This is a genomic window from Butyricimonas sp. Marseille-P3923, assembly GCF_900184685.1.
Lineage (GTDB): Bacteria > Bacteroidota > Bacteroidia > Bacteroidales > Marinifilaceae > Butyricimonas > Butyricimonas muris.
Map to the genome: position 1 here is coordinate 589,981 of NZ_FXXL01000006.1, position 22,054 is coordinate 612,034.

Here is a 22,054-nt window from a genome sequence, read left to right on the forward strand (position 1 = left end):
CGAATCTTAAATTGTGGCTTATCATACAAGAACTCAATGGGCACTATTGTAAAAAAGAAATCCTCTATAACCCTATTAGTTTCCCCATCTATAAAAACAAACAAGCGATATTTCTTCTTTATCCCTATGCTCCACGAATAAATTATAAACTTTTGTTCCGTAACGAATTTTTGTAGAAAACACCTCTTTTTTTAACGCATTCAATTCTGCCAAAGTACGAATCGCATTCTTACTTAAATTTTTCCTCTCACCGCCACGAAGCCATACACTACAATAACTATCCTTTTTATCTGAAGCTGTTTGCCTAAACAGCTGCGAAAAAGGATAACCTATTGCTTGCACCGAATCCAAAAACGCCAGCATTTGTGATTCTTTGAAAATTACCTGATTAAACTCGTAATTCAAAAGTTTAAATTCATCCGCGTTTTTCACGTTCTGGACATTCCAATTATGAAATAAATTCTCGAAATTATCTTCACTCGTCCGAATGGTCTTACCGACCTCATAAATAGACGTCGGCCACGAATATTGAGTTACCGATGTGTCACTTAAAATCAACGAAAAATACAATAACAAAAACATAGTTTAAATTATTAATGCGAATCAATAGTTGAAATATCAACTCTGATTCATGTTACAAAATATTACAATATATTTCTTTAGCAAACTAACTTCTTTCCTGTTATTAAATTCTTAATTTGCCTATAAGGCATGTAACAAATTATCTCATCATCATTCTCTACAATGATTCGAACATCTTTCCTGTCCTTAAACGAAAAACACGGGGCTGTATCAACTTTAGAAAAAGAAACCTTATATATATTCCAAAAATTCACCACAACAAAAGAACATATTAAAACAAAATGATGCCAATAAAAAATCCCATCACATACAGCATATGCCCATAACACCCAAACAATGAACGATAAAAATATTTTAATCAATAATATAACATAGAAATACATCCACTCGAAAACAAAAATATATTTACGCACACCACGAATCGCATCTTCTTTTACGAGAGAACGTATAAAATATACTCCTATTATACCTGATACTAAACTCATCGCAAAACCATAACGAATCCAATAAAGCATATTAATACCACTCAACCAAAAAACGAACATATAAACTAATGCATAAACACAAGTCGACTTCGCAAAAAGAACCATCATAATTAATAAATTATATTTAGAATATCCATTTTGTATTACAACATATAAATGGATATATCAAAATACCAGAATAATCAACAAAAAAACTCTATGTTTCAAAAATACATTCAAAAAATTTTTCATAAAACCTACTTATTAATTATTTCTATTTTTATTCCATTTTTCTCTCATTCCATCATTGCTTTATTCACATTTACATATTCACATCTCCTATCTTTTATATTACACATTCAAATTATAACATCACAAAAATCCAACTTTTTTCGAGAAAAAACGACGAAAAAGGTTGCGTAAAGGTTGCGAATTGTCTATTTTCGCAAATAAATGACGAAACCATGGATAAAAATCCAAAATTTATATTATACATTATTCCGAACATCATTTGCTTACTCCTGTGCAATCAAGCGTTTCATTTACATCATCTCTACCAACAAGAAAAACTACAATACCAATACTCACGAAACAAAGCTATCTCCAGTTGTATTTCTATATTCAATATAAAAATGCATAGCGACCATGCTAGATATTATTTTAACGCGAACACGAATGAACTAAAATTTTTCATCAACAATCAACATTTCTCTTACAACTTAGATTCAAAAAAAATCATTCAAGACATTACAATACAAGTTGATTATGATATTCGCGCTCCAAAACTCTGGACATTAAAAAACTTGTACTACTACTTCAAAGAAAACAACAATTCGTCCTCGGACACAACAAAATCCCTACAATTCGTTCTCACCGATAGCACGGGCAAAATCAAAGACACTTACCCACATCCCACGAGCGAAATTCCCTCCTCCCCCGAATACATCGACACACTGGGTTTCCTTACCCGTGACATACTATACGCCACGTACGACTACCCGCTAACCGCTTTCGTTCAAATAGCCGCTTGGCCCATCGCCACCACCCTCTTCATCTCCCTCCTGCTGGCATTCTGCGTCATTCATCTCTACATCAACTATCGTAACGAGAAACGGCAACGGGAAAACCAGAAAGAATACATCGACAGCATCGTCCACGATTTGAAACACCCCGTGGAGAACCAAAAACACCTGTGCTACCTGTTACCCCACCTGTCCAAAGAAGAGCAAATCGAACAAGCGGAAAAAAATCGGCAAGACCTGAACAACATGCTACACTCCATCGACCGGATGCTACTTCAATCCACCGATGCCCACGGCATCGTGCTAACCCCGAAAACGTTCAATTTACAAGAGATGCTCGCGCTCATCACCGCCCCCGACCGCTGGAACACACGTGAAGGCAAATCGTTCCACATTCGCCTCCGTTTCGAGGCTCCCGACCCGATGATTTCCGGCGACCCGCACTTCCTGCAAGCCGTGTTCCAGAACCTCATTGACAACGCGCTCAAGTACTCGGGCGAAGAAGTGGAAATAGACATCACCTGTACCGCCCCGAACAACAAACAAATGCTAATAACAATACAAGACAACGGACAAGGGATACCTCCCCGTGCACTACGACACGTTTTCGAGCGCTACCACAGGGCACACCATCAAGGCGACAAAAAGACCAAGGGCCACGGGTTGGGACTCTACCACTCCCGCCAGGTCATCCTCGCCCACGGGGGCAAAATCAATATAGACAGCAGCCCCGGCAACGGGACCACCTTCACCATCACCCTACCGAGAATTGCCAAAAAACAAAAATACTAACGCCATGGAAAACCAACCGAAAAACCATACCCGCGTACTTTACGCCGAAGACAACAAACGAACCGCCGAGCTACTTCAAAAAATACTCGAACTGCACGGCTACTCCGTCGAAATCGCCCCCGACGGGATAACCGCATGGAACGCATACCGTCGGGAACGCCCGAACATCCTGCTCTTGGACCTTGAACTACCCGAAATCGATGGAGTGGAACTCACCTGCCGCATACGGGAAAAAGATCACGCGACACACATCATCATCTACACCTCGCACGGCGAACGGGAACACGAGCTCGATGCCCTTGACGCGGGTGCCGACGAATTTTTCAGCAAAGACAAAGACGCCGAATTGCTGGCACACCATCTGAACAACCTCCGCACCCGCATCACCAAAGGGATAAAACGTCCTCACGTCTACCGGCTTTCGCCCATCACCTCTTACAACAGCGCCTCCCGCGTATTGACTATCGGGGAAAAAGAAATACAACTGGCAACAATCGACGCTCGCTTCCTGCAATTGCTCTGTGCCAAGAACAACGAAATCGCCTCCCGCGATTACCTCATCCAAGGCATCTGGGACAAAGCCTCCCTCCACAAGGAACCCGAACTGAAAAAATACGCCTGCCGGGTACGCAAAGCCCTCGAACCCGATCCCACCCTGCAAATCAAATCCCAAGACGGAGGATACATTCTCCTCCACTTGGAACGGTGATACATTCTATTTCCAAAACATTAGTGACTCGTGTTAAAATCAATATCACGAGAAAATAAGGTGTATAACTATCCCAGACATACACGAATTCAAATATACAAGCATATCACTTCCGGTATAATATCGTATAAAAAGTTATAGATTCGCTGTAAGTTCGCTGTTGCAACGCTGTACTATAACAGCGAATCTACAGCGAACTTACAGCGAATCTATAATATTTGCAACGGGAATAATACAGAAATCATTCGGAATTAAACCATGATTGATTATAGTAATCAGTAGATACTCTCCATTACGTCAAAGGGAAAACGACATCTACCCGTGTGATTATTATCCACGACAAGCACAAGCTAGAGTACTGACAATTAGTGGATACCCGTGCGCCCGAGTTTCTCGTTCAACTTGCGGCGAATGGTGTTGATGGCATTTTTGCGGCGGAGAAGTTCCATGATCTGTTGGGGATCGGGGTTATTTTGCGATTCGAGGATACGATTGTCGATGTCACGGGAGAGCATTTCCACTCGACGCATCTTGTAGTTATCCAGAATTTTCGGGAGAAGCTCGGCAAGCTTCATTTGCTCGGTTTCGACGTAATTATCCATCTTGTACCAGATTTTGCTCAACTCGTAGGGCTCGCTTAAAATGTTGGCAGCGACGGTGCTAATCTTGATATCCGGGTGGGCGATGAAATAGCGAGCCGGAATAAAGGAAGGCGACTCGTATTGCTGCTGGTACTCGGTCTGAATGACACGAAACAGGGGATTCAATAGTTCCAGATCATCTTCAGCCAACTCACGGACGATAAATTCTCCCACGGAAACACTACGCATGAAACCGTTGTGTTCCTCCTCGTATAATTCGTTGTTACCGAACAACAGCAAGTAACGCACGAGTACACTTTCTTCCAAATCACAAGGAGTGGCACCCCGCACGGGAGTAGTCGTAATCTGTATCTCGGGGACAGCTGAAGCGGAGTTTTTAACAGGTTGTTCCTCGTTTTTTAAACGTACTTTGGCGATCTCCGTGTAAAGCACCCGTTCCTCGACGTCCAACTGGTGGGCGGTTTCCCGCACGTAGACCGAACGCACGATGTTATCGGGTATCTTGGCAATACTTCGCACGATGTCGGTAATCAACCGTGCCCGCTCCACGGGATCGTCCCCGGCAGAACCTAAAAGCAGCTTCGTTTTGAAGTTGATAAAGTCCGTTTCGTTGTTAGCGATAAAATCCGCCAAGTCACGCGGCGTGTGACTCCGGGCAAATGAATCGGGGTCTTCGCCATCCGGGAGTAACAACACCCGCACGTTCAACCCTTCCTCGAGCACGAGGTCGATACCCCGGAGAGATGCCTTGATTCCGGCAGCATCCCCGTCGTAAATGATCGTGACGTTGGGTGTCAGACGGCGAATCAGACGTATCTGCTCGATCGTGAGCGAGGTACCGGAAGAAGCCACCACGTTCTCGATACCCTTGGCATGAAAGGAGATGACGTCAGTGTATCCCTCCACCAGAATACAACGGTCTTGTTGCACGATCGACTTCTTCGCGAAAAAGATACCGTAGAGGGTTTTACTCTTGTGGTATATCTCGGATTCGGGGGAATTGAGGTATTTCGATATCTTCTTGTCGGTGGTCATGGTACGCCCGCCGAAAGCGATAACCTTCCCCGCAAGGTCCTGCACGGGGAACATCACGCGGGCACGGAAACGGTCGAAAAGTCCCCGGTCGTTCTCGATAGTGAGCCCCGTTTTCACGAGAAATTCCTGCTTGTATCCTTTTTCCTGTGCCGCTTTGGTGAAAGCCCCCCACGCCTCGGGATTATACCCCAAACCGAATTTACGGATCATCTCGTCGCTGATACCCCGCTGGCGGAGATAACCCAAGCCGACGGAACGCCCCTCGTCGGTGTTCCAAAGCTGATACTGGAAATACTCGTTGGCATAAGCAGACACGATAAGCATACTTTCGCGCTCGGTCTGTTCCCGCCGCTGTTCGGGGGTAAGCTCTTTTTCCTCGACGGGAATATGATATTTCTCGGCCAAATATTTCAACGCCTCGACGTAAGACATCTGCTCGTGCTCCATGATGAAATTCACGGCATTCCCCCCTTTCCCGCAACCGAAGCATTTGTATATGCCTTTTGCCGGGGAAACGGTGAACGAACCCGTCTTCTCGTTGTGGAACGGACATAATCCCAAGTAATTGACTCCCCGCTTTTTCAAGCTCACGAAGTCGGAAACCACCTCGTATATATCCGCCGCGTCAAAGATTTTCTGTATTGTAGCCTGATCTATCATACGACAAAGATAGGTATTATGGAATTGAAAATTGAAAATTGAAAATTGAAAATGATGTATTAGTATTAAAATCTCTGAAAAGTTACGCCACTCAAGCGTTTTAACAATACTTTAACATGTTTGTAGTATTAGTGGAACGATATTTGTATACTTTTGCATGCGGAAACGTTTTGAGGTTATATCGTTTCCGCGTGCAACAATTAAATAGATCACCTATGGATGAAAATATGAATCAGAAAGAGGAGCTTTTAGCCGCCATCTCGGATCTTTTCCTAAGATTCGGGCTGAGAAGTACCTCCATGGATGATATAGCGAACCATTTGAAAATTTCGAAGAAGACGCTCTATCAACAATTTGCCAATAAAGACGACGTGGTGGAGCAAGTGATGCTATACAGAAGACGGGAAAGAATGAAATGTGTTGAGATAAAAGAGTTAGATCACTTGAACCCGATTGAAGTAATCTGCCGCATACGGGACTTCATCGAGAGTGACTTGGGTAGCCGATTGCCCGCCAATTATTTCGACATGAGAAAATATCACCCTGCCGTGTATCAAAGAATAGGGGAGCAGGAAGAAAACCTGACGAAACAATTTCTGGTTTCCCTGCTGGAGGACGGAATGAAAAAGAAATATCTCAGGGAGGATATAGACAAGGAGTTGCAATTGTATTTGCTGGGCAAACAGTTACACTTTTTGAGAGACCCGGATATTGTCGGCAAACTCGAATACCCTCTTTCGGTAATCATCACGACGATTTTTATCAATTTTGTTTACGCTATATCCACGGAAAAAGGTATAAAAGAGTATGAACGATTAAAAAATGAGTCAAAACAAGTGAAAGAGAAGTAAATTTATCATACCGAAGTTTTTTTGGTATGAGATTTGTATTGAGAGAAAAAACGCGTGAGAATTTCCCGGAAAATATAAATAATTTAATACTATAATCTATGAAAAAAGGAATGACACTCTTCCTACTAATGCTTATCGTGCCTTGGATGCTTCACGCACAAGAAGCCCCGCAAACGATCTCGCTGCAACAAGCAGTAGAGTTTGCCATCAAGCACAACAAAGAATTACAGGCCTCGCAGATGAACATCGAGCTGTACCGCCAAAAGGTTCGGGAGTCCGTATCAGCGGGATTGCCCCAGATTAACGGTACAATGACGTACACGACGAATTTCGGGTACAAGATGAACTTCGGCGGACAAACCATCAAAATGAAAGACCAGTCGAATGTCGGAGTCGGCCTGCAACAATTGTTGTTCAGTGGTGAATGGATACTGGGAATGCAGACCAGTAAGATTGCCGTGAGAATGACGGAACAAGAAGTTGAATCGTCGGAACTGGATATCGTCGAGAATATCTATAATTCGTATTACACGGTACTCGTGACGGAACGGATGTTGGAAATCCTGCGCCAGAACCTGGAGAATATGAACGAGATTTACAAGCACACGGAAAACATGTATAACGCCGGAACGGTTGAAATCACCGATGTAGACCAAATCCGTATCAACGTGGGACAACTGAAAAACAGCATGCTGTCGATGGAAAGAACGGTAGCGGTGAACTACAACCTGTTGCGCCTGCAACTCGGGTTGGAAGCCGGGGCCCCGGTTAAACTTTCGGACGGGTTGGAAGTGTTCCTCGATAACGACAAATCCAGCCGCCTGTACTTGGAAAAATTCGACATCAACAACAACGTGAGCTATCAATTGATGAACACGCAAACCGAGTTGAACAAGAAGTTGCTGGGCATCGAGAAATGGAGTTACGCTCCCACGATCTCCGGTTCGTACAATTTCAATTACAAGATTTTGAAACCGGCATTAGACATGAGCCCGAAGCACACGGCAGGCCTGACCATGAATATCCCGGTATTCTCGGGTATGAAACGCGACTCCAAAGTGAAACAGGCTAAAATCACGCTGGAGCAAACTTACTTGCAGAAGAGCCTGTTGGAAGACCAGTTGAACGTGCAGGACGAGCAATTGAAATTCAACTTGAAAAATGCCATGGAGAATTACAGTTTGCAAAAAGAGAATATCGACGTTGCCACGCGGGTACTGGATAACTACCGGAGGAAATACGAGTTGGGCGCCGTTTCCAGCTTGGATTTGACTCAGGCAAACAACAATTACCTACAGGCGGAAACAAATTACACGGAGGCCGTTCTCACGTTGTTGCAAGCACAGGTAAGCCTTGAAAAATTGTATAACCAACTCCCGCGATAAACAACTTTGAATAATAAAAACAAACAAAAAAATACAATGGTAAAGAATCTTATTCTATCGACAATAGCGTTAGCTATGCTTGCCGGTTGTTCCGGTAACAAAGATAAAGCGTCACAAAAAGACGTTGACGAAGCTATTCCCGTGAAGGTGCAAAAACTGGAAAGAACGGATATAGCCAAAACCTTGGATTACGCCGCCAACTTGGAAGCCGACAAACAGGTTTTCTATGCCCCGGCAGCCACGGGAAGAATTGAAAAGATTTACGTTGAAGTAGGCGACCGGATCAAGAAAGGACAACTGTTGGTCGAAATGGATAAAACAAACCTTATCCAAGCCGAAACTCAATTGAAAAACTTGGAAACGGAATACAATCGTGCCGTTCAGTTGAATAAAACGGGAAGTATTTCCAAACAGGCTTATGATGCAGCCGTAACCCAATACGAGGTGGCAAAATCAAACGTGGCATTCTTGAAAGAGAACACGCGCATGGAGGCTCCTTTTGACGGTATCGTTACCGGGAAATATTTCGAGGACAAGGAACTTTACACCGGCGGTTCGTTCGGTGGAGCGACGAAGCCTTCTGTCATCGCTATCGAGAAGATCAACCCGGTAAAGGCATACGTGAATTTGTCCGAGCAATATTACCTGACCGTGAAACCCGGAACGAAAGTTCAATTGAAGAGCAATATTTATCCCGACCGTGTATTCGAGGGTACGGTAAGCATTGTTTACCCGAGCATCGACCCGGCTTCCAGAACATTTACCGTTGAGGTCAAAATACCGAATAGTGACGAAGCGTTAAGACCGGGTATGTACGGAACGATCAATTTCTTCATCGGTAACACGGAAACCGTGGTTGCCCCGGCTATCGCCGTGTTGAAACTACAAGGTTCTAACGACCGCTACGTGTTCTTGAACAAGGACGGTAAGGCAAAACGCGTGGCTGTGAAACTCGGCAGACGTTTCGAGGATCAGGTAGAATTGATCAGTAACGACATTCACGAGGGTGACGAACTTGTTGTTGTCGGACAAGGTAGATTGGTGGACGGTTCTCCGATTTCTATCACGAAATAAATCATTTGGATCGCGGATTTACCCTCGATCTAAAATTTAAAATCTAAAATTTAAAATTCGAAATATGAGTATATACAATACAGCGGTCAATAAACCCATTTCTACCTTAATGGTTTTCCTTGCCATCATGGTATTGGGTATTGCCTCTTATATACAATTGCCGGTGGACCAGTACCCCAAAATGGACCCGCCTTACATCACGGTAATGGCTACCTACCCGGGTGCTAATGCCGCGGATATTGAAGAGAACGTTGCCAAAATCCTCGAGGACCAGTTGAACTCGGTGGACGACTTGAAAGAAATGACTTCCACTTCCTACGATAACCTGGCCGTTGTGTCACTGGAGTTCGAATGGGAAGTAAACCTTGACGAAGCATCTAATGACGTGCGGGATGCCGTGGATAAAGCGATGAACAACCTTCCGGATGACATCGACCGCCCCACGATCATGCGTTTCAACACGTCGATGATGCCTATTTTGATTTACGCGGTAACGGCAGAAGAGTCCTATCCCGGTATTGACAAGATATTGGACGATAAGTTAATCACCCGGTTGAACCGCGTGGACGGAGTAGCATCCGTTATCGTTGCCGGAGCCCCGGAACGTGTGGTTTACGTGGATCTTGACCCAAACAAACTGGACGCTTATAACTTGACGCTGGAACAGATCGGTAGTAAGATTCTCGCGGAGAACAAGGACATTTCTTCCGGTAACGTGAAGATGGGGGACATGGACTATACCCTACGCGTGGAAGGAGAATTCGAGGAAAGTGACCAGATCAAGAATATTGTACTGGGAACCCGAAACAACAAGATTATTTACTTGCGCGACGTGGCAAACGTTCGTGATACCTTGAAAGATATTACCCTTGAACAATCCATCAACAGAGGTCGGGGTGGTGTATTGATGGTAACAAAACAAACGGACGCGAATGCCGTTGCCGTGGCAAAACAAGCTAAAAAAGAGATCGAGCAAACCTTGAAAGAATTGCCGTCAGATATCAAATTCCAGATTATCTCGGACAACTCGGACTTTATCGTTAAGTCCATCAACAACTTGCAGGACTCTTTAATGTACGCTTTGATTTTCGTGGTTTTGGTCGTGTTCCTGTTCTTGGGACGCTGGCGTGCTACTTTTATCATCGCGCTGACAATCCCGATTTCTTTGATCGTTGCCTTTATCTACTTGTTCGCGACAGGAGAATCATTGAATATCATCTCTCTGTCATCCCTCTCTATTGCAATCGGTATGGTGGTGGACGACGCCATCGTGGTACTGGAAAACGTCACGAAACATATCGACCGCGGTAGCCGTCCGCGTGAAGCGGCAAAATACGGTACGAACGAGGTTTGGTTGTCTGTAATCGTGACCACGCTGGTGACCGTAGCCGTGTTCTTCCCGTTGACACTGGTAAGCGGTATGACAGGTATCCTGTTCAAGCAATTGGGTTGGATCGTTTGTATCACGGTATGTACTTCAACCGTAACAGCTATCTCGTTAACCCCGATGCTTTGTTCTCAATTGATGAAGATCCAGGAAAAGACGGACGGCAAGAAATTCAGTTTCTATCATTTCGTTTCCCGGATGCTGGAGAAATTAGATAACGTGTACGAACGTTTGATCCGTTGGGTACTTGTTCACAAATCGGTAACTATCATATCTATGTTCTTGTTATTCGGAGCCTCCCTGTTCCTGATGAAATTTATCAAGACGGACTTTATGCCCCAGAATGACCAAAATTACATGAACGTGTATGTAAAAATGCAATCCGGTCAACGCGTAGAGATAACGAAAAAAGTGGCGTTGGATATAGACTCGGTGATTCGCAATAGCATCCCGGAAGTCACGTTGATCAACCTTTCATACGGTAGCGAAGAGGAAGCTTCTTTCGCTTCGATGATGAACAGCACGGGTAATAACATCTTGAACATGCGTATTAGAACGGTAGATATCAAAGAACGTAAACGCAGCGTGTTCGAGATTGCCGACCAAGTACGCGGTATCTTGAAACAATTCCCTGACATCTTGCAATACACTGTAACCACATCAAGCGGCGGGTCGATGAGTAGCAACTCTGTCGATATCGAAATCATGGGACATGATTTTAACACGACGACCAATCTGGCTCACAAAATTGCCACTGAAGCCCGCTCCATCCCCGGTGCAGAAGATATCAAGGTCAGCCGCGACGAGGATAAATCGGAACTCCGCGTAGTACTGGATCAAGATAAACTGGCCCGCCACGGGTTGACAACTTCCGAGGTCGGTTCGTACTTGCGTAACCGCATCTACGGGTACCGGAATAGCAAATACAAAGAAAACGGTGAGGAATATGATATTATTGTACGTTTCGACGAAAAATATCGTTCAACCTTGTCCGAGATCGAGAATATCATTATTATTGACGGTAAAGGAGAAAAGGTTCGTTTACAAGAACTCGGAACGATTGAGGAGTTTTTCTCTCCACCAAACATCGAGCGCAAGAGTAAACAACGTATCCTGAAAGTATCTATCACCCCGGCAGCAGGAGTAGCATTGGGAGATATAGCGCAAGCGGCACAAACGCTTATCAATAACTTGGAAGACGTTCCGCAAGACGTAACCTTGTACATCGGAGGTAGTTTCGAGGACCAACAGGAATCGTTCGGCTCTTTGGTTATGTTGTTGTTACTGTCGTTGATGTTGGTATACATCGTGATGGCAGCACAGTTCGAGTCATTCAAGATGCCGTTTATCATCATGTTGGCTATCCCGTTCGCGTTTACCGGTGTGATCCTCGCCTTGTTGCTCACGAACACGACATTGAGTATCGTTGCCGCCTTGGGAGCCGTTATGTTGGTGGGTATCGTGACGAAGAACGGTATCGTGCTGATCGACTTTATCAACTTGATGCGTGAACGCGGCATCCGCTTGTACGATGCTATCGCCCAAGCTTGTCGTTCTCGTTTGCGTCCGGTATTGATGACGTCGTTGACGACTATTCTGGGTATGGTGCCGATGGCATTGAGCGTGGGTGAAGGTTCTGAAACATGGCGCCCGATGGGTGTTGCCGTGATCGGTGGTATGGTGTTCTCCACGATTATCACCATGATTATCGTGCCCGCCGTGTACGCCGCCATGGACAAGAGCGGAAGCCGTGACAAACAGAAAAACCTCAGGAAACAATTTAAGTTCATGAGTGATTTCGACGCGGAAAGAGATCTCCCGAAGAAAAAATAAATCACATTTATGATTTTAGATTTACGATTAGCAACCGGACGGGTCTTTTCAAAATCGTAAATCTAAAATCAAAAATTATAAACATAGTCAATATGAAAAAAGCAGTATTTATCACATATAATCAAGCCTTGACAGAGCGTGTCGCTTATATCCTTGACCAATTGCAAGTGCGGGGATTCACGCAATGGCCGTTAGTCAACGGGGCAGGGACCACGGATGGCGAGCCCAGAATGGGTAGCCATACATGGCCGGAAATGAACTCCGCCACTTTAACTATTGTTGAAGAAGAGATGGTTCCCTTGATTTTGAAATACGTCAAGAATCTGGACGAGGTAAACAAAGAAAACGGAATCCGGGCTTTCGTCTGGGATATCACGGATATGTATTAAAAAAAGAGCCTTTCGGCTCTTTTTTTTTAATCTGCATCTAACGATTTGAATCCTTTCCCCAATATCTCTTTAGAATCTATCACGTTGATAAAGGCTTCCGGATCGATTTCACGAATCTTGTGACGCAAAACCATCATCTCCCGGCGAGTCAGAATAGTGTAAATAACATCCCTTTGTTCACCCTTGTAAGCCCCGATGGCTGGTAATAAAGTCGCCCCCCGGTTGATGTCGTTCAAGATAACATTCTTCACGTTTTCGACTTCTTTCGTCACGATCATCAATGTCTTGTGAACGGAAGCTCCTTCCACTATCAAATCGATTACCTTACCCTCGATAAAGACAATAATCCAAGAGTACATCGGCAATCGCCAATCACCGAAAGCAACGACGGTTGAAAGCGTGATAGTACAATCCACGATGATAACCAAAGTACCCAAAGAAATATGGGTATACTTGTTCAAGATCATCGAGATAATATCCGATCCCCCGGACGTGGCTCGAGCCTTGAAAATCATACCGATACCGACACCATAAACAATACCCCCGAAAATGGCAGAAAGCAATTGCTCGTTCAGCATCGTACGATCCGCGATGCCCGGTTCCAAAAGAGCGTCATACCCGTAAACGTAGTGTATCAGACGCATGAATGCCGGAATGGCAAAGGTGCAAATGATGGTTTTTACCCCGAACATTCCTCCCAAGAAATAAATCCCCAAAAGCAACAAGGGTACATCCATGCATAAGGCCGCAATCTCGGTTTCCCATCCCCACAAGTGATGGAATACCATTGACAAACCGTAAGTTCCTCCCGGAGCAAAACCATAAGGCTCGGCAAACATCACCGCCCCTAACGCAAATACAAAACAACCACCTAACAACCAACCGTAGGTGATAAAGAAATCTTTAGAGAATAATTTCTCCTTAGTTACAAATCCCATACTAAATTTATTTATTATTCGACGTATTAATCGCACTCGTTAACGGCACAAAAGTACAACTTGTTTTCGACTTTTTACAACGTTTTCGTGGCTTGCAAAATTACCGTATCACACTATATATCAATGCAATAAAAATTAAACAACTCGCATAATTATACAATCCGCTTCATAATTATACAAAAACCAAAAAAAGTCCTTCAGAAATAATTTTCAATTCTCCATTTTCAATTTTCAATTATTTTCCCTACGTTTGTGAATGTATTGGAGAGTTAATGTTAGTCGTAACATTAGAAGGGAATCCCGTGAGAGTCGGGAACTGTACCCGCAGCTGTAAGCTTCATAACTTTAGTCTCTACTGCCACTGTCTGTACATAGATGGGAAGGCGACGAAAAGGAAGCAAGTCAGAAAACCTGCCAAGACGTAACTGTTTATGTGGCTTTCGGGAATTGAAGCTGGCAAGAGTTTTATTTCCAACAAGCATTGTTCTGTGAATAAGTGAGCCATGTAATTGGATGTAAAATATCTCTGCCAATTTGTTTTACGTTGAATTTACAAGCTCACTTATTTTTATAGACTACCCGTAAAATTCTTTCACCAGCGACAAAATCGCATCCGGAACCAAGCCAGTAATATCTTTCTTTTGAATAATCATTTCCCGGATTTCTGTCGCGGACAAGGGAAACAAAGGAGCATCTATCATCCGCATTCCCGGGAATTGCCCGACAGTCACGTCTATTCCTAACCGAGGATACACGAAAATAGGGCAATGTTGCACGATCCAACGATAGTCTTTCCACTTCGTAAAATTCTCGACATTATCCCCACCAATGACCAAAACGAATTCCCGCCCCGGGTATTTCTCGAACAATAAATGCAGTGTATCCACCGTGTAAGAGGGTTTAGGCATGGTGAACTCAATGTCACAGGCTCGTATCCGGGGATCGTCGGCAATAGCTGCCTCAACAATTCGCAGACGGTCTGCCTCCGGCAAAAGGAACCGATTGATTTTAAAAGGATTGCAGGGACTGATAACAAACCATACCTCGTCGCACAATTTATTATCCAATAAATAGCGGGCAATTCCCACGTGACCGTTATGGATCGGGTTGAACGAACCGAAAAAAAGAGCCGTCACGGGCTGCCTGTATCCCTTTTCATCCTGCACCGCCATAACTATTTCAAAAAATCTCTTACCGCTTTTTCCGCCTGCTCCAGAGCACTTTCCAGCTTATCGTTCACTACCACGATATCAAATTTATCGGCAAAGGTCATTTCATATTCCGCTTTCGCCACCCGCTCTTCGATCTTCTCCGCAGAATCGGTACCCCGGGACTCCAATCGCTGACGTAAAACCTCCACGGATGGCGCTTGCACAAAAATAGAAAGAGCCCGTTCCCCGAATATCTTCTTGATATTCACGCCCCCGACAACATCCACGTCGAATACGACCGTGTGCCCCTTCGCCCAAATCCTTTCCAACTCGCTCTTCAATGTCCCGTAATAACAACCCGGATAAACCTGTTCCCACTCCAAAAAATCATCCTTATCGATCTTCTGTCTAAATTCATCCGTCGAAAAGAAATAATATTCCTTCCCATGCCGCTCTTCCCCTCTCGGCGATCTGCACGTCGCTGAAATCGAAAATTCCAATCCCAAACCCCGGGAGAGCAGATAATTCACAATAGTACTTTTCCCTGAACCACTGGGAGCTGAGAAAATAATCACTTTACCCATCATTTAGTTTATAAAGTTTATAAGGTTTATAAAGTTCATAAAGTCACAGTTTCTTTATAAAGTTCGATAACATTTTAGATATAACTTCTGTTTCTGTCAAAAATTCAGAAAACATGTTTTCATCCAATAATAATATATCTTTAGCCAAATAAAGCATCGAACGTACTTCCCCGCACGATCCTTTAGCGATATAAAGAAATTGTTTGAATTCAAGATTAGACTTTCGTTCAAATCCTTCCGCAATATTATTCATAATCGACACAACAGCCCGTTGTATCTGATCTCTAAAACCGTAATCTTTACAATTGCCAAATTGACCATAAATCTTTTTTGCCAAATCACGAGCCTTCTGCCAAGCGAGAATATCTTCAAATCGTTCTACCTTCATTACTTTATGAACTTTATAAACCTTATGAACTTTATAAACTTATAACACATTAAGGCTCTGTTCTTTTATCTTTTCAAGTTCATCTTTCATGCGGACGACGAGCTTTTGAATGTCGTGATCGTTAGCCTTGGAACCCATGGTGTTGATTTCACGACCGATTTCTTGGGCTATAAATCCGAGTTTACGACCGGGAGCAACTTCTTTCTCGACAGTTTCGATAAAGTATTTACAATGGTTGGCAAGACGAACTTTCTCTTCCGTGATATCAAGTTTCTCAAGATAATAGATGATTTCCTGCTCTAAACGGTTCTCGTCGATATTTTTGATTTCGCCCCACTCTTTCATTTTGTCCTGCAAACGCTGTTTAATCGTCACCACGCGTTGTTTCTCGAAGCGGGGGACTTCGGCAGATAGACTCTTGATTAAATCTACACGTTTCAATATATCGGCAATCAATACCTTTCCCTCCTGTACGCGGAATTGATCCACGTCGGACAAGGCTTTCTCGATAGCACTTCTCAAAGCATTCCAAGCTTCCTCATCCAATTCATCCATCTTCACCTGCATGGTATCCGGGAAACGCATCACGGTTTGTAGTAATTCCCCTTTATCTATCTCAATACCCAAAGACGAAGCCACCTCGTTCATCTGGTTGTAATATTGTTTCACCACCGCCTGATTCACCGCGACTCCTTTTTCTTCCTCCGCGTTATCAAAATAGATATACATATCCACCTTACCGCGTTCCAACACATTTTTAATCATATTCCGGATCTCGATATCTTTCTCCTTGTAAAGACTCGGGGTTCTAAGATTAATATCCAATTGCTTTGAATTCAAGCTTTTTACTTCGACAATTACTTTCTTCGTTCCGTAGTCTGCTGTTGCTTTACCGAAACCGGTCATTGATTTTATCATACGTTCTTGTTTTTTATACAAACATTTAAGCACAAAAGTAAGGCTTTTTTTGAAAACCGACGTCGAATATTTACCTTTGTTGAGTTTTAAACACTACATAATGGAAACAAATCGTCTCTCTACCTTCCAAAAAGGAGTTGTCGGCGTACAATTTCTTTTCGTCGCTTTCGGTTCTACCGTACTCGTTCCTCTACTTGTCGGGCTTGACCCGTCCACCGCGCTTCTCACAGCAGGAATCGGGACATTGCTTTTCCACCTTGTGACCAAAGGTATCGTACCTATCTTCCTCGGCAGTAGTTTCGCTTTTATCGCTCCCATCATAAAAGCCGCGGAATTGTACGGCATGGCAGGAGCTCTCTCCGGCATGGTTGCCGTGGGTGCGGTATATGGAGTCATGAGTCTGCTCGTCAAATGGCGAGGCACGGACTTTATAAAAAGACTGTTTCCCCCGATTGTTATCGGTCCGGTCATTATTCTGATCGGGTTATCTCTCGCCGGAGCCGGCGTGAAAATGGCTAGCGAGAATTGGATTCTTGCCCTAACCGCTCTCGTCACCGCTGTCGTTGTTTCTTTGAAAGGAAGAGGACTTTTAAAACTAATCCCTATTTTTTGCGGGATTATCGTGGGCTATCTCGTGGCATTTTTCTTTTATGGCATAAACACGACTCCCGTAAAGGAAGCCCCGTGGTTTTCCTTGCCTCAATTTATAACCCCGGATTTCTCGTGGGAAGCCATTCTGTTTATGATACCCGTGGCCATCGCTCCCGTCATCGAGCATATCGGGGATGTCTACGCCGTGAATAGCGTCACGGGCAAAGATTTTATCAAGAATCCCGGGTTACACCGCACCTTGCTGGGTGACGGTATTGCCTGTGTATTTGCCGGACTCATCGGCGGTCCCCCGGTAACAACTTACTCGGAAGTAACAGGCGCCGTTTCCTTGACGAAAGTAACCAGCCCGGCAGTCATCCGGATTGCCGCTGTTACAGGTATTATTTTCTCTATTTTCGGTAAAATAAGCGCTTTCTTGAAATCCATCCCCGCCCCCGTGCTGGGTGGTATCATGTTACTCCTTTTCGGCACTATCGCTTCACTGGGCATGAGCAACCTGATCCAAAACAAAGTGGATCTCTCGAAAACCAGAAATATGATTGTCGTTTCCCTCATCCTGACTTTCGGTATCGGCGGTGCCGCCTTCCAATGGGGCAACTTTTCCATGTCGGGAATCGGACTTGCCGCTTTACTCGGAGTCGTACTTAACTTGATTTTACCACAAGAAACCACGAAATAGAGTTTATAAAGTTCATAAGGTTTGTAAAGTTCATAAAGTTACGGGAGTCCTTCGGACAATATTTATCGGTAGCTTATGCTGCCGTAGATAAAGCGCCCGCAGTGTCTATATACTTTATAAACCTTATGAACTTTATAAACCGATCTATTCTTAACAATTAAGTATCTGTGCTGTAACAAAAGATTCACAATATCAGCGGAAATTGCGGTCGTAAAAAGATAGAAAACAGATTACTTAAATGAATAGAAAATGAAAAACTTATTTCTAACAACAATTTTAATGTTAGCTGTTATTTTCAACAGCAACGCGACGAATGGGGAAACCACTCCCAACAAAAAAGTATCTATCTCGGGAGCCGGGGCTACCTTCCCTCTTCCGTTCTACAACCTAGCATTCAAGACCTATCAGGACAAAACCGGGAATTCCGTCACTTACGGGGGAATCGGCAGCGGTGGAGGTATCCGCAGCCTGAAAGATAAAATCGTGGATTTCGGAGGTTCGGATGCTTACCTTTCAGACAAAGAAATGAGCGAAATGCCCGCCGCGGTGATCCACATCCCGACTTGTATGGGAGCCGTGGTGTTAGCCTACAATCTTCCGGGAGTAGATAATCTGAAATTAACCGGAGAGATAGTGGCAGACATTTACATGGGTAAAATCACCAAATGGAACGACAGCCGCATTGCCGCTATCAACCCCGGAGTAAATTTACCCGACAAAGACATGAGTCCCGTGTATCGCTCAGACGGTAGTGGAACCACTTTCGTGTTCAGTGACTATATGACCAAAATCAGCCCGGAATGGGCAGAAAAAATCGGTACCGGAAAATCATTGAAATGGCCGGCAGGAATGGCAGCTAAAGGCAATCCGGGTGTTGCCGGGGTAATCAGCCAGACCGTGGGTTCTATCGGTTACGTGGGTTCCGAGTACGCCTTTGCCATGAAAATCCAATTCGCGCAAATGAAAAATGCAGCCGGAAAGTTCATCAACCCGAACACGGAAAGTATCTCCGCCGCCGCCAAAGGAGACATGCCCGCCGACACCCGCACGATGATTACCAATTCCACCGCACCGGATGCTTACCCGATCAGCTGCTTTACATGGATTCTCCTGTACAAGGAACAAGCCTATGCCAACAGGAGTCTGGCACAAGCAGAAGAAACGCTAAAACTTTTAGATTGGATGTTGGATTCGGAAGCACAATCCATGACCACGAAAGTAAACTACTCCCCGCTTCCTGCCAAAGCCGTGAAAAACGCGAAAGCATTACTGAAGTCGGTTACCTATAATGGAAAACCGATTTTATAATAAATCCACACGATACCATATCACAAAGAGAGTATCTCTGTCATCGAGATACTCTCTTTTTTTATAACAAGAAAATCACTATCTTTGCACCCTAATTTAGAGTTTTACACCCGAATGAAGAACATTAGAAATTTCTGTATCATAGCGCATATTGATCATGGCAAGAGTACTCTTGCCGACCGTTTGTTGGAAACGACAGGGACTGTCGTGGGGAAAGATTTGCAAGCACAAGTGCTTGACGATATGGACTTGGAGCGAGAACGGGGAATTACCATCAAGAGCCATGCTATACAGATGGACTACAATTATAAAGGCGAAAAATACGTCCTTAACTTGATTGATACCCCGGGACACGTGGACTTCTCGTACGAGGTTTCACGCTCGATAGCCGCTTGCGAAGGAGCTTTGCTGATCGTGGATGCCACTCAGGGGATTCAAGCACAGACGATATCGAACCTCTATCTCGCCATCGACAATAACCTGGAGATTATCCCGGTACTCAATAAAATGGATATGCCGAACGCCATGCCCGAAGAGGTAAAGGACCAGATCGAGGAATTGCTCGGTTGCGACCGGGAAGATATCCTTGAGGCTAGCGGAAAAACGGGATTGGGTGTGGACAAAATTCTGGAAGCCGTGGTCGAACGGATTCCGGCTCCCACGGGAGATCCGGACGCTCCCCTTCAAGCTCTGGTTTTCGACTCGGAATTCAATTCATTCCGGGGGATTATTACCTATTGCCGGATCATGAACGGCAGCTTGAAGAAAGGTGATAAAGTGAAATTTGTCAGTACAGCCAAAGAGTACGATGCTGACGAGATTGGAGTATTGCGTCTGGAACAGGAACCCCGTAACGAATTATGCACCGGGGACGTGGGATATATTATCTCGGGAATTAAAACTTCGTCCGAAGTAAAAGTCGGTGATACCATCACCCATGTCAGTCGCCCGTGTGAAACCGCGATCGAGGGATTCGAAGAGGTGAAACCCATGGTTTTTGCCGGAATTTATCCCATTGATTCGGAAGATTATGAAGACTTGCGTACTTCTATCGAGAAATTGCAATTAAACGATGCCTCGTTAACCTTTGAGCCGGAATCTTCTGCCGCCTTGGGCTTCGGGTTCCGTTGCGGATTCTTGGGCATGTTGCACATGGAAATCGTGCAGGAACGCCTCGACCGCGAGTTCGACATGAACGTTATCACCACGGTTCCCAACGTAATGTATATCGCCCACACCACAAAAGGCGAATCCTTCGAGATGCACAACCCCTCGGATATGCCGTCACCTACCGTACTGGATTATATCGAGGAACCTTATATCAAGGCACAAATCATCACCCCCACGGATTATATCGGACAAATCATGACGCTTTGTCTCGGTAAACGCGGGATACTGATAAAGCAACATTACCTGACCGGAAACCGTATCGAGTTGAATTACGAGATGCCACTGGCTGAAATCGTCTTCGACTTCTACGACAAACTGAAAAGTATCACGAAAGGATACGCCTCTTTCGACTATTTCCAGATCGGTTATCGCCGGGCAAATCTGGTGAAACTGGATATCCTGCTTAACGGAGAATCCGTGGACGCCCTGTCCGCCCTTATCCATTTCGACAATGCTTACTCCTTCGGGAAGCGCATTTGCGAGAAATTGAAAGAACTGATTCCCCGCCAACAATTCGATATCGCCATACAGGCTGCCATTGGAGCGAAGATCATATCTCGCGAAACAATCAAGGCTGTTCGCAAGGACGTGACGGCAAAATGCTACGGTGGTGATATCTCCCGTAAACGTAAACTATTGGAAAAACAGAAAAAAGGAAAGAAGCGAATGAAACAAATCGGTAACGTCGAAGTGCCGCAGAAAGCATTCCTTGCCGTACTGAAACTGGATTAGAAAATAAGAGGTGTGTTTGGACACACCTCTAGTCTGTAATGTCCATAAAGTCGAGCCTCCGGCTCCTAAAGTCCATAAAGTCCACAATTCAATAACAAAATGATATACAATATCATAAATTAGGACTCTCAATACATTTGACCTTACAACAATTATGGACTTTCAGACCTTATGGACGCAAGGGCGTGTTTTGACACGACCTCCTTTTATTTTCTAAACCAACCCTTTAGCATCCCGATAGCCCGGTGTTTCGTGTTATACACGGTACGAATACTCATCCGTAACTTCTCGGCTATCTCTTCCGCCTCGAAACCCGACAGATAAAGTTTCATCACTTTCCCCCCGGGATCAGGAATCCGCTCGACATATTCCAACAATGAAGCCCCCAGTTCACTTTCCACGATATCATTCTCAAAACCGCCATTCAATTCTGCCACATTTTTATATTTCCGCTCCACTTCCAAATGATTCACGTAATTCCTGTAACCATTTTTGATCGCAACAAACAGGAAAGCCTTTATTTTCAAAAAACTGTCAAAAGTAATATCCGTCCGCTCCCAGAGATTACAGAACACATCCTGCACCACATCATCCGGTTCCATTGAAGTAGTCGCGTAAAGACGCCTAGCGTAAGTATGAAGTTCCGTGAAATATTTCATATACACGGAAGTAAAAGCCGAAGTATCACGTCGATTAAAACGTGTTAACAAAACCGTAAGCTCATCATCATTCCTGCAAGGATCCATACACGACACTTTGATATTTTCCTCCTCAAAGTTAGAAAAAAAT

Annotated in this window: 19 protein-coding genes and 1 riboswitch; of the genes, 10 read left to right on the forward strand and 9 right to left on the reverse strand. The window is 44.3% G+C overall.

Going from position 1 to position 22,054, the window contains the following annotated elements:
* Positions 1-75 precede the first annotated feature (75 nt).
* Both CS948_RS08265 and CS948_RS08270 read right to left on the reverse strand, forming a co-directional pair.
* The gene (locus CS948_RS08265; protein WP_176554976.1) at positions 76-432 is read right to left on the reverse strand and encodes a hypothetical protein; all 357 of its coding nucleotides are present in this window, start codon (positions 430-432) and stop codon (positions 76-78) included.
* 227 nt (positions 433-659) lie between these two features.
* A complete protein-coding gene (locus CS948_RS08270) occupies positions 660-1,175 on the reverse strand; it encodes a hypothetical protein (protein ID WP_099291218.1) in 516 nt (171 codons plus the stop codon).
* Positions 1,176-1,678: 503 nt separating this feature from the next.
* On the opposite strand from CS948_RS08270, the gene CS948_RS08275 reads away from it, so the two are divergent.
* The gene (locus CS948_RS08275; protein WP_176554977.1) at positions 1,679-2,860 is read left to right on the forward strand and encodes a sensor histidine kinase KdpD; all 1,182 of its coding nucleotides are present in this window, start codon (positions 1,679-1,681) and stop codon (positions 2,858-2,860) included.
* A 4-nt stretch (positions 2,861-2,864) separates the two neighbouring features.
* The gene (locus CS948_RS08280; protein ID WP_099291220.1) at positions 2,865-3,569 is read left to right on the forward strand and encodes a response regulator transcription factor; all 705 of its coding nucleotides are present in this window, start codon (positions 2,865-2,867) and stop codon (positions 3,567-3,569) included.
* A gap of 365 nt (positions 3,570-3,934) precedes the next feature.
* Here CS948_RS08280 and dnaG read toward each other — a convergent pair whose 3' ends face one another.
* Entirely contained in the window at positions 3,935-5,866 is a 1,932-nt protein-coding gene (gene dnaG / locus CS948_RS08285) for a DNA primase (RefSeq protein WP_099291221.1), read from the reverse strand.
* A gap of 215 nt (positions 5,867-6,081) precedes the next feature.
* Between dnaG and CS948_RS08290 the strand changes: the two genes are divergently transcribed.
* The 5 genes from CS948_RS08290 (at position 6,082) to CS948_RS08310 (ending at position 12,785) form a co-directional block, all read left to right on the forward strand.
* A complete protein-coding gene (locus tag CS948_RS08290) occupies positions 6,082-6,717 on the forward strand; it encodes a TetR/AcrR family transcriptional regulator (protein ID WP_176554978.1) in 636 nt (211 codons plus the stop codon).
* A gap of 98 nt (positions 6,718-6,815) precedes the next feature.
* Positions 6,816-8,102: a TolC family protein gene (locus CS948_RS08295; RefSeq protein WP_255301918.1), complete on the forward strand. Its 1,287-nt coding sequence runs from the start codon at positions 6,816-6,818 to the stop codon at positions 8,100-8,102.
* Positions 8,103-8,138: 36 nt separating this feature from the next.
* Positions 8,139-9,176, forward strand: coding sequence for an efflux RND transporter periplasmic adaptor subunit (locus tag CS948_RS08300; RefSeq protein ID WP_099291224.1), 1,038 nt, complete (start codon positions 8,139-8,141; stop codon positions 9,174-9,176).
* Positions 9,177-9,240: 64 nt separating this feature from the next.
* Positions 9,241-12,396 (forward strand): efflux RND transporter permease subunit, encoded by a 3,156-nt coding sequence (locus CS948_RS08305; RefSeq protein ID WP_099291225.1) that lies wholly within the window; start codon positions 9,241-9,243, stop codon positions 12,394-12,396.
* Between the two features lie 92 nt (positions 12,397-12,488).
* Positions 12,489-12,785, forward strand: coding sequence for a PG0541 family transporter-associated protein (locus tag CS948_RS08310; protein WP_099291226.1), 297 nt, complete (start codon positions 12,489-12,491; stop codon positions 12,783-12,785).
* 26 nt (positions 12,786-12,811) lie between these two features.
* Here CS948_RS08310 and CS948_RS08315 read toward each other — a convergent pair whose 3' ends face one another.
* The 5 genes from CS948_RS08315 to CS948_RS08335 form a co-directional block, all read right to left on the reverse strand.
* Positions 12,812-13,723 carry a YitT family protein gene (locus CS948_RS08315; RefSeq protein WP_099291227.1) on the reverse strand — a complete coding sequence of 304 codons (912 nt, stop codon included), beginning with the start codon at positions 13,721-13,723 and terminating at the stop codon, positions 12,812-12,814.
* A 245-nt stretch (positions 13,724-13,968) separates the two neighbouring features.
* A riboswitch (cobalamin riboswitch) is annotated at positions 13,969-14,157 on the forward strand.
* A gap of 141 nt (positions 14,158-14,298) precedes the next feature.
* Positions 14,299-14,895, reverse strand: coding sequence for a nicotinate (nicotinamide) nucleotide adenylyltransferase (gene nadD, locus CS948_RS08320; RefSeq protein ID WP_099291228.1), 597 nt, complete (start codon positions 14,893-14,895; stop codon positions 14,299-14,301).
* A 2-nt stretch (positions 14,896-14,897) separates the two neighbouring features.
* Entirely contained in the window at positions 14,898-15,461 is a 564-nt protein-coding gene (gene gmk / locus CS948_RS08325) for a guanylate kinase (RefSeq protein ID WP_099291229.1), read from the reverse strand.
* 40 nt (positions 15,462-15,501) lie between these two features.
* Positions 15,502-15,846: a four helix bundle protein gene (locus tag CS948_RS08330; protein ID WP_099291230.1), complete on the reverse strand. Its 345-nt coding sequence runs from the start codon at positions 15,844-15,846 to the stop codon at positions 15,502-15,504.
* A gap of 39 nt (positions 15,847-15,885) precedes the next feature.
* Positions 15,886-16,764 carry a YicC/YloC family endoribonuclease gene (locus CS948_RS08335; RefSeq protein ID WP_099291231.1) on the reverse strand — a complete coding sequence of 293 codons (879 nt, stop codon included), beginning with the start codon at positions 16,762-16,764 and terminating at the stop codon, positions 15,886-15,888.
* Between the two features lie 100 nt (positions 16,765-16,864).
* Here CS948_RS08335 and CS948_RS08340 point away from each other — a divergent pair, with 100 nt between their 5' ends.
* The 3 genes from CS948_RS08340 (at position 16,865) to lepA (ending at position 21,265) form a co-directional block, all read left to right on the forward strand.
* Positions 16,865-18,055, forward strand: coding sequence for a uracil-xanthine permease family protein (locus CS948_RS08340; protein ID WP_099291232.1), 1,191 nt, complete (start codon positions 16,865-16,867; stop codon positions 18,053-18,055).
* Between the two features lie 249 nt (positions 18,056-18,304).
* The gene (gene pstS, locus CS948_RS08345) at positions 18,305-19,363 is read left to right on the forward strand and encodes a phosphate ABC transporter substrate-binding protein PstS (protein ID WP_227217037.1); all 1,059 of its coding nucleotides are present in this window, start codon (positions 18,305-18,307) and stop codon (positions 19,361-19,363) included.
* A 114-nt stretch (positions 19,364-19,477) separates the two neighbouring features.
* Entirely contained in the window at positions 19,478-21,265 is a 1,788-nt protein-coding gene (gene lepA / locus CS948_RS08350) for a translation elongation factor 4 (protein WP_099291853.1), read from the forward strand.
* A gap of 206 nt (positions 21,266-21,471) precedes the next feature.
* Here lepA and CS948_RS08355 read toward each other — a convergent pair whose 3' ends face one another.
* Positions 21,472-22,011 carry an RNA polymerase sigma factor gene (locus CS948_RS08355; protein ID WP_099291234.1) on the reverse strand — a complete coding sequence of 180 codons (540 nt, stop codon included), beginning with the start codon at positions 22,009-22,011 and terminating at the stop codon, positions 21,472-21,474.
* Between the last annotated feature and the right edge of the window lie 43 nt (positions 22,012-22,054).